11 protein-coding genes are annotated in these 12,152 nt (G+C 27.1%); 6 read left to right on the top strand and 5 right to left on the bottom strand.

Annotated elements, in window-relative coordinates; translation table 11 throughout:
* The first annotated feature begins 9 nt into the window (after window positions 1-9).
* The 4 genes from argF (at window position 10) to lgt (ending at window position 4,533) form a co-directional block, all read left to right on the top strand.
* Window positions 10-948 (top strand): ornithine carbamoyltransferase, encoded by a 939-nt coding sequence (gene argF, locus ABIV_RS06615; RefSeq protein ID WP_114839116.1) that lies wholly within the window; start codon window positions 10-12, stop codon window positions 946-948.
* Window positions 941-2,308: an oxygen-independent coproporphyrinogen III oxidase gene (gene hemN / locus ABIV_RS06610; RefSeq protein ID WP_114839115.1), complete on the top strand. Its 1,368-nt coding sequence runs from the start codon at window positions 941-943 to the stop codon at window positions 2,306-2,308. The genes argF and hemN overlap by 8 nt, the downstream gene beginning before the upstream one ends.
* Before the next feature lie 111 nt (window positions 2,309-2,419).
* Window positions 2,420-3,715, top strand: a complete 1,296-nt coding sequence (locus tag ABIV_RS06605) for a (Fe-S)-binding protein (RefSeq protein WP_114839114.1) — start codon at window positions 2,420-2,422, stop codon at window positions 3,713-3,715.
* Entirely contained in the window at window positions 3,715-4,533 is an 819-nt protein-coding gene (gene lgt, locus ABIV_RS06600) for a prolipoprotein diacylglyceryl transferase (protein WP_114839113.1), read from the top strand. Before ABIV_RS06605 ends, lgt begins: the two co-directional genes overlap by 1 nt.
* Here lgt and ABIV_RS06595 read toward each other — a convergent pair.
* The 5 genes from ABIV_RS06595 to polA all read right to left on the bottom strand — a co-directional run bounded on the left by ABIV_RS06595 (window position 4,526) and on the right by polA (window position 9,798).
* The gene (locus ABIV_RS06595) at window positions 4,526-5,812 is read right to left on the bottom strand and encodes a PAS domain S-box protein (RefSeq protein ID WP_114839112.1); all 1,287 of its coding nucleotides are present in this window, start codon (window positions 5,810-5,812) and stop codon (window positions 4,526-4,528) included. The genes lgt and ABIV_RS06595 overlap by 8 nt on opposite strands.
* The gene (locus ABIV_RS06590; RefSeq protein ID WP_114839111.1) at window positions 5,790-6,050 is read right to left on the bottom strand and encodes a DUF2116 family Zn-ribbon domain-containing protein; all 261 of its coding nucleotides are present in this window, start codon (window positions 6,048-6,050) and stop codon (window positions 5,790-5,792) included. The genes ABIV_RS06595 and ABIV_RS06590 overlap by 23 nt, the downstream gene beginning before the upstream one ends.
* Window positions 6,051-6,052: 2 nt before the next feature.
* On the bottom strand, window positions 6,053-6,253 hold the full coding sequence (locus ABIV_RS06585) for a hypothetical protein (RefSeq protein WP_114839110.1): 201 nt from the start codon (window positions 6,251-6,253) through the stop codon (window positions 6,053-6,055).
* A 36-nt stretch (window positions 6,254-6,289) separates the two neighbouring features.
* Window positions 6,290-6,988: a response regulator transcription factor gene (locus tag ABIV_RS06580; protein WP_114839109.1), complete on the bottom strand. Its 699-nt coding sequence runs from the start codon at window positions 6,986-6,988 to the stop codon at window positions 6,290-6,292.
* A 104-nt stretch (window positions 6,989-7,092) separates the two neighbouring features.
* On the bottom strand, window positions 7,093-9,798 hold the full coding sequence (polA, locus tag ABIV_RS06575; protein ID WP_114839108.1) for a DNA polymerase I: 2,706 nt from the start codon (window positions 9,796-9,798) through the stop codon (window positions 7,093-7,095).
* Window positions 9,799-9,898: 100 nt separating this feature from the next.
* Between polA and ABIV_RS06570 the strand changes: the two genes are divergently transcribed.
* On the top strand, window positions 9,899-11,401 hold the full coding sequence (locus ABIV_RS06570; RefSeq protein WP_114839107.1) for a PAS domain-containing sensor histidine kinase: 1,503 nt from the start codon (window positions 9,899-9,901) through the stop codon (window positions 11,399-11,401).
* Window positions 11,398-12,123, top strand: a complete 726-nt coding sequence (gene kdsB / locus ABIV_RS06565) for a 3-deoxy-manno-octulosonate cytidylyltransferase (RefSeq protein ID WP_114839106.1) — start codon at window positions 11,398-11,400, stop codon at window positions 12,121-12,123. The genes ABIV_RS06570 and kdsB overlap by 4 nt, the downstream gene beginning before the upstream one ends.
* Window positions 12,124-12,152 lie beyond the last annotated feature (29 nt).

The following is a 12,152-nucleotide window of genomic DNA, read 5'->3' as shown; positions in this document are numbered from 1 at the left end:
GGGTACCCGATGAGACATTTTTTAACATTAAAAGATTATTCAAAAGAAGAAATTTTAGAGATTTTAGAAGTAGCACATAAAATAAAAAAAGAGACTAAAAATAGAGTTTTTAAAGACTATATGCCTAAAAAAGCATTAGGGATGATTTTTGAAAAATCAAGTACAAGAACAAGAGTTAGCTTTGAAGTAGGTATTTACCAATTAGGTGGAATTGGTCTTTTTTTATCTTCAAATGATATTCAATTAGGAAGAGGAGAACCTATGTCAGATACAGCAAGAGTTGTATCTAGTATGGTTGATATGGTTATGATTCGAACTTTTGAACAATCAAAAATTGAAGAATTTGCTAAATATTCTAAAGTTCCAGTTATTAATGGACTTACAAATGAATATCATCCGGTACAACTTATGGCTGATTATATGACAATACAAGAAGCAGGACTAGAAAAAAATTTAGTAGTTGCTTATATTGGAGATGGAAATAATCTAGCTCATTCATGGCTTATGTTAGCTTCAAAACTAGGATTTGAACTTAGAATAGCTACTCCAAAAGGTTATGAAGTAGATGAAAATATTTTAAATGATGCTCTAACTTTTGCAAAAGAATCTGGTGCTAAAATTATTGTTGGAAATGATCCTAAAGAAGCATGTAAAAATGCTACTATTATTACAACTGATACTTGGGTTTCTATGGGTCAAGAAGATGAAAAAGAGCAAAGATTAAAAGATTTTGATGGATATATTGTAGATGAAGAGATGATGAAATTAGGAACTTCAAATGCAATTTTCTTACATTGTTTACCAGCTTATAGAGGTTATGAAGTAAGTCCTGATGTAATTGAAGGAAACCAAAGCTTAGTATTTGAAGAGGCTGAAAATAGATTACATGCTCAAAAAGGTGTAATGGTTTGGCTAAATAACCTATTAGAAAAGAAAAATAATGATTGATTTTAAAAAATTTGAAAAATATTCAAGACCAGGACCTAGATATACTTCATATCCAACTGCACCTGAGTTTTCTGAAGAGTTCACTCAAGATGATTTAATTAACTACTTTAAAAATCAAGAAGATACTAGAAGTTTATCTTTATATGTACATCTACCTTTTTGTAGGTCTGCTTGTTATTTCTGTGGATGTAATGTTATTTTTACATCAAAAGAAGATAAAAAAGTAAGATATTTAGAGTATTTGCAAAAAGAGTTAAATATTTTAAAAAAACACTTGAATACTAAAAGAGTTGTAACACAAATGCACTTTGGAGGAGGAACTCCAACATATTTCTCTCCTACTCAGCTACAAGAAGTAATCTCTATGATAAAAACTGTTTTCCCTAATTTTAGTGAAGATGCTGAGATTTCATGTGAAGTTGACCCAAGATATTTTACTAAAGAACATATGAATGTACTTAAAGCTGGTGGTTTTAATAGACTAAGCTTTGGTGTTCAAGATTTAAATGAAGAGGTTCAAAAAACAATTCATAGAATTCAACCATATGAAACTACACAAAATGTAATGAATATAGCAAGGGAAGCAGGAATTAAATCTATAAATATAGATTTAATTTATGGACTTCCTCATCAAAATAAAAAAACATTTCATGAGACAATTGAGCAAGTAATCAAGTTAAATCCAGATAGATTAGCTGTATTTAATTATGCTCATGTTCCATGGCTTATGAAAACAATGAGAAAATTTGATGAATCAACATTTGCTCCTCCATCTGAAAAATTAGAAATTTTAAAAGATACTATTGAGTTTTTTACTACAAATGGTTATAACATGGTTGGGATGGATCACTTTGCTAAACCAGAAGATGAACTTTTTAAAGCAATTGAAAAAGGTGAACTTCATAGAAACTTTCAAGGCTATACAACAAAAGGTGGTGCTGATTTAATTGGTATTGGTGTAACTTCTATTGGAAATGGTGTAGATTATTATGCACAAAACTTCAAAGATTTAAAACAGTACGAAGCAGCTATTGATAATGGTGATTTACCAATTTTTAAAGGTTATAAATTAAGTGATGATGATATTTTAAGACAATATGTAATTATGGAACTTATGAGTAACTTCTCTTTAAATATTAAAAGAGTTGAAGAGACATTTAACATCTCTTTTAAAGAGTATTTCAATGATGCTCTTGAAGCCTTAGCAGAGTTTGTTGAGGCAGAACTTGTTGAGATTACAGAAGATAAAATCCAAGTTTCAACTACTGGAACAATGCTAATTAGAAATATTTGTATGCCATTTGATGCATATTTAAATAAAATTCCAGAAAACAAAAGAAGATTTTCTAAGACAATTTAGTCTTAGAAAATTATGCACTTTTCTTACAAAGTATTAACACTTTTTATAGTATAATCCCCACAATTTAAGAAATATAATTAATTTTAAAATAAATAACTAAGGTTATAAAAAGTGGCTACAAAAAAATTTGACTATACTTCAATTTCAGATGAATGTGTGAAATGTGGTAAATGTAAACCTGTATGTACTATTTTTAATATCAATCAAGATGAAGCGACAAGTCCTAGAGGATTTATTGATTTATTAGGTGCATATGAAAGAAATGAATTAGAGCTTGATAAAAATGCAAAAGATATTTTTGAGTCATGTTTTCTATGTACAAACTGTGTAGAAGCCTGTCCAAATGATTTACCAACAGATATGATTATTGAGCAAGTAAGAAGTGATATTGCAAAAAAATATGGTATTGCTTGGTATAAAAGATTGTTTTTCTTCCTTTTAAGACATAGAAAAACTATGGATTTCTTATCAAAACTTGGTTGGATGTTCCAAACTTGTGCTTTAAAAATCAATGAAACAAAAAAATCAGCACTTCCTAGATTTTCTCTACCAATTGTAAAAAAAGATAGAGCTTTACCTTATGCTGACTCAAAATCATTTTTAAATAAATATCCAGAAACAATTTTTGCAAAACACAAAAAACAAGAAGAAGAGAAAAAAAATAAAGTTGCTATTTTTATTGGTTGTATGAGTAACTATACTTACACTAATACAGGTGATTCTTTAGTAAAAATCTTAAAAAAATTAGAGCTAGATATTTTTATTCCTAAAAAACAGCTATGTTGTGGAGCACCTGCATATTTTACAGGAGCTTTTGATACTGTTGATTTTCTTGTAAAACATAATATTGAGTATTTTGAAACTTGGATTGATGATGTAGATGCAATTATTATTCCTGAAGCAACTTGTTCAGCAATGATTAATCAAGATTGGGAACACTATTTACATGACCAACCAGAATGGAAAGCAAGAGCAGCTAAAATCTCTAAAAAAGTATTTATGGCTACAAAATGGCTTGAAAATTCTACACAATTAAAAGATTTACTTGCAAAATCTAATAAAAAAATGGATGAACTTGTAACTTATCATGATCCATGTCATGCTAAAAAAATGCAAGGTGTTTGGCAAGAACCAAGAAATCTTTTAAAGCAAAACTATACATTAAAAGAGATGAGTGACTCAAATAGATGTTGTGGATTTGGTGGAGTTACAATGCAAACAGAAAAATATGATTTTGCAAAAGCTGCTGGTATGCCAAAAGCTGCAATGATTAAAGATACAAAAGCACAAATTGTTAGTGCTGAGTGTTCTGCATGTAGAATGCAAATTACAAACTCTTTACATCAAGCAGATGTAGACGTACAGTTTAAAAACCCAATAGAATTAATAGCGGAAGCACTAGACTAATGGAACTTTGGCAAAATATATATTCTCATTTTGACCCCGTAGCTTTTAATCTTGGTTCTATAGCCGTACACTGGTATGGAATCATGTATGCCTTAGCCCTTTTATCTGCTATTTTTGTAGCTAAATGGTTAATTAAAAAAGATAAGCTACCTATTTCAAATGACCTTTTTGATTCATATATTTGGTGGGTTGAAATTGGTGTTATTTTAGGTGCAAGATTAGGATATATAATTTTTTATGATCCAAATTCTATGTACTATTTAACACATCCTTGGCAAATATTTAATCCTTTCATTAATGGAGAGTTTACAGGTATCTCTGGTATGAGTTATCATGGAGCTTTTATAGGATTCTTAATTGCTTCATTACTATTTTGTAAAAAGCATAAAGTATCTTTTTGGTTTTTAGCTGATATTGCTGTATTAGGTATTAGTGCAGGATATGTTTTTGGAAGAATTGGGAACTTCTTTAATCAAGAGTTAGTAGGAAGAGCTACAGATGTTTCTTGGGGAATTTATGTAAATGGAATATTAAGACATCCTTCTCAACTATATGAAGCAGTTTTAGAGGGTCTTTTAATTTTTGCTATTCTTTATATAATAAGAAATAAAAAGAGCTTTGATGGACAGTTAGCAATCATGTATGGAGTATTATACTCTTTAGCAAGAATTATTGCGGAACTATTTAGAGAACCTGATGTTCAATTGGGATTTATTTATAGTGATTGGTTAACAATGGGAATGTTAATCTCAGGAATATTTGCAATATTTAGTTTAAGTGTTTTATTTATTGTAGATAAAAAAAGAAAGACTACCTAACGGTAATCTTTCCATATTGTTTCTCATAGGCTTCTATTAAATCTTCTAAATCTGCTATCTTTTTTCTATACTCATCAATATAACCTTGTAAGGTTTTAATTGCTTCTTGTGATTTCTCAATTTTTTCAGTAATAAGTATATTTTTCTTTTTAAAACTATTATATTTTTCTAAAGATATAATTGCTGTTTTATGAAGTTTCTCGACTTTTTCTTGATATAATTTTTGCATATTATCAAGTTTTTCAGTTGATTCTTTATATTTTCTTTCTAAAGATAAGATTCTACCTTTATCATCTGTATGCTTTTCTCTAAGACTTTTAATTTGTTCATTAAGTCCTTGAATAAATTTAGCCATTTTCTCATCATTTTCCATTTTCGCAGCATGTACTGCATCATGAAACTCTTCTTGTAGCTGTTTTTCATGTTTTACTTTTTGAGACTTTTGATGCATAATATATTTTTTTAGTTTATGCTTTTCTTCTTCTTGTTCTGTAATTAAAAATCGACTTCCTACATATTTTTCAATATTACCTTCTGCATCTAAAATAGGAAAAATTGTAGCTTGTACATAGTAAGTAGTACCATCTTTGGCTTGATTTTTTAATTTACCTTTCCAAGTATGCTTACTTTGAATAGTTTCCCAAAGATTTTTATATAACTCTTTAGAAACATCAGGATGTCTAACTATATTATGTGGTTTACCAATTAATTCTTCTTGAGTATACCCAGATATTTTACAAAAAATTTCATTGGCATAAGTGATATTACCATCTAAATCAGTTTCACTAACTAAATTCTCTTTATCTAGAATATCTTTATAAATAACTAGTTCATTTCTTTGTTTTTCTACTAATTTTTGATTTGCAATATCCTCTAAAATCTTAGTCATGATTTTAAGAGTTGTATTTAATTGCATAGGTTTTACAATATAGTCAGTAATTTTTAATTTAATAGTGTTTAATAATTGATTTATGTCGTTAAAAACTGTAACTACAAGAACAGGTATATCTAAATCAACTTCTCTTATTTTAGAAATAAAATTTATTCCATCAAGAATAGGCATCTCGATATCTGTTAAGATTAAGTCAATTTCTGACTTATGTTGATTAAATAGATCTAACCCCTCTTTTCCATCAGCTCCAACCAAAACTTTTTCAAATATTTTTTCAAATATTGAAAGAGTTTCTTTTCTTATAGATTCATCAGCTTCTAAATAAAGTATTGTTGATTGATTTAAAATAGTGTCAGAATAATTTTTAATTTGACTCGATATATCCATATTCTATTGCCAATTCTTCAATTTTTTTCTGCAATAGATCAATTCTCCAGCCATGTCTATTCCCGAAGTTTTCTATTTCCACTTCTCTTTGTTCAGGCGTACAGAAAACAAAGATTCTTTTTAAAAATGGTTTAGGTACTTGAATTGCAATTAATTGAAAATAATTCTCTTTACAGCTTCTTGAACAAAAAGCCTTACTCATTGCAATTTTTTTACCACAATATGGACAATGTGACATTATTATCTTCTCCTCTCTTCTTTATGTATTACTTTATAAAATTTTGCGTTAGATACATCTTGTAAATATTTGGGTTCAACATCATGTAAAGCAATTATTTCAATCTCTTTGCCATTCATTAACCAAGCTTTACCTGAGTCAATGATAACTTCATCTTCAAAAAGTTGAATTAATTCACTTTTAGATAATATTTGTTCTTCCATATTCTACTTCATATAAAAAATATCAATTTAAAAATATCAATCTTTAAATTCTAAAGTATACCCTTTATTAGAATGATTTCTAACAATTTCATAATAAGTTTTTTGTCTAATTTTATTTACAATATTTCTCATTGTATAAATAGACATATTCTTACCTTTCCAAACAACACTTTTAATTGTATCATAATCTACAACTTCACCTCTTTTAGCAATAAGAAGTTTCATAAATCCTTTTTCTAATCTTGTGAAATCTATAAGATTACCACCTGATTTAAAAAATTGATCTCTATATTCATCAAAATAGATTCCATTATTGAATTCTACTTTATCTCCTCTTTTTGTTTGGTTTAAACACATAATTACAGATAACCTAATATCTTCAGGTCTTAATGGTTTAGTTAAAAATGTATATGCACTGTTATTTATTGCAGTAACAATATCTTCATTACTTCCTCTATCAGAAATAATTATTTTAGGTAAAGTAGGTGCTACTTGAGTAATACTTGAGCATGCTTCATCAAAATCTTTTGCTTCAATATTAGTATCAATTATTGCCATATCAAAGCTGTTATTTTTCATTAAAGAAACAGCCTCTTTTGAACTTTTCACTAATACTAATTCTTTAAAGTAATCATCAAATTCTGCTTCTATACTAGTTTTAACTTCGTCATCGTTACTTACTACTAATAGCTTTGCATTATATAGTTTTCTTATGTTTTTTAAAGTTTTAAGCATAATATCACTCTTTATTTATTAAATTTCCATTATTTTATCTAAAATCTTTACAATTGTCAAAGAAAAATTATTAAAAAATAAATTTATTATACATTATTTAGGTACTATTTTAATTCTTGCCAAGTTAAACCTACACTTTTTGACACCTTTAACGGTATTTCTAAAGTATAAATATTTTCCATTATTTCAACTAATCGATTAGTTATTTTATCTACTTCTGTCTCTTTTACTTCGAATATAAGTTCATCATGAATTTGTAATAGCATTTTTATATCTTCGCTATTTTTAAACTCTTTGTAGATTTTAATCATTGAAAGTTTTATTAAATCTGCAGCACTTCCTTGAAAAAGTGTATTTACAGATTCTCTTAAAAATGCTGCTCTCATCATCGCATTAGCTGAATCAAAATCAAATAATCTTTTTCTTTTAAGTAAAGTCTCTACATACCCATTATCTAAAGAACCATCTTCTACTGATTTAAAATAATCTTTTACGCTAACAAAAGCTTTAAAATATGAATCAATATACTGTTTAGCTTCTTTTGTAGAAATACCTAAAGTATCAGCAAGTTTTCTACTTCCCATTCCATAAAGCAATCCAAAGTTAATTGATTTTGCAATTGATCTTTTCTCTTTTGCTTCTTCTTCCCCGAAAATTTTAACTGCTGTTTGATGATGAATATCTAAATTGTTGTTAAAAGCATCAACTAAAGCCTTATCTTTACTAAAATGAGCAAGAAGTCTTAACTCTATTTGAGAATAATCAATACCTACTAGTTTATACCCTTCTTTTGGAATAAATACACTTCTAATTTGAGCACCAGCTTCTGTTCTTACTGGAATATTTTGTAAATTTGGATTTTTTGAACTAAGTCTTCCCGTTGCAGTTCCTGTTTGTAAAAATGAAGTATAAATTCTATTATTTTCATCTTTTGAAGCAAACTCAATTAAAGGTTCAATATATGTTGATTGAAGTTTAAATGCCTCTCTATATTCTAGAAGATAAGGAACAACTTCATGCTCATTATATAGCTTTTGTAAAACTACTTCATTTGTACTATATCCACTTTTTGTCTTTTTTGAAGGAGGAAGTTTTAAAGTATCAAAAAGTACTTCTCCAAGCTGTTTAGGAGAGTTTATATTAAATTCACACCCTGCACTACTATAAATCTTTGATTTTAACTCTTGAATATGTAAATTATTTTTTTCTTTTAACTCTTCAAGTTTTTTAACATCTAATTTTATTCCATTCTCTTCCATATTTGCCAAAACATAAATAAAATCAAACTCTACATCATGAGCTAGTTGGATTAAATGCTCGCACTCTTTCTCTTTAAATTCATCAAGAAGTTTAAAATAGATATTTCTAGTTATTAGAGCATCTTCTGCTGCATATTTACAAGCTTCATTTATATCTACATTTGAGAAGTTTTCACCTTTTTTTACCACATCTTTAAAACTTATCATTTCATGGTCAAAATATTTTAAAGCTAAAGCATCTAGCCCTACTTTTGAACTTGTATCTAAAAGCCAAGCTAAAATCATTGTATCAGCATAAAGATTTAACTCTATTCCTAATTGATTTTTTATAATTGCATAATCATATTTAAAATTTTGAAGAACTAGTTTTCTTTTATTTAAAATTTCTATAGCCTCTTTTGCTACTTCTTTTGAAACTTGATTTGGAACACCTAAATAGTAATGTCCTATTGGGACATAATAACCTTTGCCTTCTTCAAAAGAGAAAGAAAATCCCACTAAAGAAGCATGTCGTACATCTAAATCTGTCGTTTCTGTATCAAAAGCAACTATTGCAATTTCTGGAATTGATGCTACTATTTTTAAAAGCTCTTTTTCATCATTTAAAAGAATAAATTCTGTTTTTATCTCTTTTTTTGTTTCTAATGTTTTTTCTTCATAACCTTTAGGTACAGAAGTTTTATAACTTAATCCATCTTTTTCAACTTTTGTAATAATTCTGTTTAAATCATATTCTATTAAAGTATCTGCTATTTTTAAGATAGGATTTTCTTCTGGTAATACATACTTATCAATATCATCAATGCAGTGACATTCTGTATAAAGTGTTACTAATTTTTTAGAAACATATGCTAAATCTCTACCTTCTACTAAAAGATTTTTCCATCTTGTTTTTTCAATATTTTCAATATTTTCATAAATATTATCTAAACTTCCATACTCTTTTATTAAAGCCTCTGCTGTTTTAGCACCAACACCTTTAACTCCTGGAACATTATCCGCACTATCTCCTAATAAAGATTGATAATCTGTAAACTGTAAAGGAGTTACTCCATATTTTTCAAAACATTTTTCTTCATTTACCACTGTTTTTTTAATAGGGTCAAAAAGATATACTTTATTATCGTCAATTAGTTGATATAAATCTTTATCATGAGAAACAATTCTTACTTCTAAATCTTTTTCTTTTGCATCTTTTGCAATTGAAGCAATAACATCATCTGCCTCATATCCATCTTCCATTGCAATTTGAAAACCCATTTTCTCAATCCACTCTATTGCCACTGGAAGTTGTTTTAATAAATCTTCTGGAACATCTGGTCTATGTGATTTATACTCATTATAAATCTCTTTTCTAAAAGTATCTCCTTTTGAATCTAAGGCAAATACTAAATAATCTGTTTGAAAATCTCTTCCTATATTTGAAATAAAATTCATAAATCCTGTTAAAAGTCCTGTAGGAAAACCATTTTTTGATTTTAAAGGTGGTAAAGCATAATATGCTCTAAATAAAAATCCAAAGGTATCAATTACTGTAATTGTTTTTTTCATAAAATATTTCTCTCAAAATTATATTTTTTTAATAAAGTACTCTTGTTTAAAGATTTTATATTATAATAAAAAGAACTGAAATAAGGTTTATGTGTTAATTATGTTAGAACTAGAGAAACTAAAAAGAAATAATCAAGAACTACAAGAAATTATTAATAACTCTTGGGATGGTATAGGTATTTTAGACTATGATACACAATTAGTTTATCTAAATAATGCCTTTATTCCTATGCTTGGATATAATAAAGACGAACTTAAATCAAAAAAGTTTATTGATTTTATGGAAGAGGAATATAAAAAACCTTTCAAAGATTTATTAATAAAAGATTTTCAAGAAAAAAAATATAAAGCTGAAATTGATATTGCCTGCATAAGAAAAGATAAACAAAAAATCTTTTTAAAAGTAACTATCTCTTCGATGTTAAATAAAAATCTTTTTGTAATAAATACAAAAGATATTACATCTTTAATCTCTGATGAACAAATTATTGATGATTATGTAATCTCTATGCACACAGATTTACATGGACATATTACAAATGTAAGTAAAGCTTTTATTGAATTTTTTGGTTTTGAGAAAAACTCTTTAATTGCAGAACACTATAGTAAAATCATACATAAAGATATAGACCCAATTGTATTTAAAAATATAAGTAAATCTTTACAAACATATCAAGAATATAGTGGGAAACTTAAAGGCTATAACCATTTAAAGCAAGCTTTATGGTTAGATATAAAAGCTAAAGCAATATTTAATAAATATGGAGATATTACAGGATATACTTATTTACTTTTTGATGTTACAAATGAAGTTACTCTAAATGATGAAAAAAATATTTTGAACGAACAAGTTGAAACATCTAAAAAAGAGATTGAAATAAAAAATAGATTAATTAAAGAGCAATCTAAACTTTCAATTATGAGTGAAACTCTACAAAGACTCTCTCATGAGTGGAGACAACCTTTAAATTATATTTCAATACAAGCACAAAAATTAGAGTTAGAGTACTCTTTAGGTAATGAGCCTACAACAGATGAAACACTAGATGTCTTAGATAATATAAAAAACAAAGCAAATAGCCTTTCCAATACAATAGAAGAGTTTCAAGGCTTCTTAAAACCAAGTTCTCAAAAGAGTTCTCTTGATTTAAAAGAGTTTTTTGATGAACTTAAATTAGATTTTTCAAATAAATTTAAAGAAGAGAATATTGATTTTAATATTCAGATAAATAAAAATTTAAGATTTATGTCTTACAAAAGTGATTTTAAAACTCTATTCATAAATATTTTGAATAATTCAATAGAAAATTTCCATAAAAATAAAATAACAAATAAAAAAATTGATATAATTCAAAACTTTGAAAATGGAAGACTCTATTTAAATATTCAAGATAATGCTGGAGGAATAGAAGACTCTATCATAAATAAAATATTCGAACCCTATTTTTCAACGAAAGAAGAGAGAAATGGTGTGGGGTTAGGTTTATATATCTGTAAGATGATTGTTAATTTACACTTAGATGGTATAATAACAGCTATAAGTGAAAATGAAAATACTAAAATAAAAATTTCCATACCAATAGAAGAGGATTTAATTAAATGATAATAATACCAGCTAGATTAAACTCTAGTAGATTTGAAAATAAAATATTAGTTGATATCTTAGGTTTACCTATGGTAATTAGAACTGCTAAACAAGTAAGTGCATTAGATAAAGTTGTTATTGCAACAGACTCACAAGAAGTTATTGATTTAGCAAAAGAGCATGGTTTTGATGCAGTAATGACTTCATCAAAACACCAAAGTGGTACAGATAGAATTAATGAAGCCGTAAATAAATTAAATTTAAAAGATGATGAAATTATTGTAAATGTTCAAGCAGATGAACCTTTTATAGAAGAAGAAGTTATTAAAGCAGTAATAAATAGAGTTCAAAAAGTAAGTGAAGAAAATGAAGATATTATGATTACTAGCTGCTATAAAAAAATCACTTCTGAATTAGCAGATGATCCAAACCATGTAAAAGTTGTTTTAGATGAAAATAAAAATGCAATCTATTTTTCAAGGGCAAAAGTGCCATATCATAGAGACCATTATGAAAACTCTCAATACTATGGACATTTAGGAATTTATGGTTTTACTAAAAAATCATTAAATGCTTTTTGCAATTTAAAAGCCTCAAGTTTAGAAAATATAGAAAAATTAGAGCAGTTAAGAGCTATAGACAATGGACACAAAATTGCTATGGTAGAAGTACAATCAAAATCTTTTGGTATTGATACTCAAGAGGATTTACAAAACGCCCTTAAAATTTTTAACAAGTAAAACTTGCTATAATGTAACAAAATAATATT

This window comes from Halarcobacter bivalviorum (genome assembly GCF_003346815.1).
In the GTDB taxonomy this organism is placed as follows: domain Bacteria; phylum Campylobacterota; class Campylobacteria; order Campylobacterales; family Arcobacteraceae; genus Halarcobacter; species Halarcobacter bivalviorum.
This window is presented reverse-complemented; position numbering and strand designations above follow the sequence as displayed.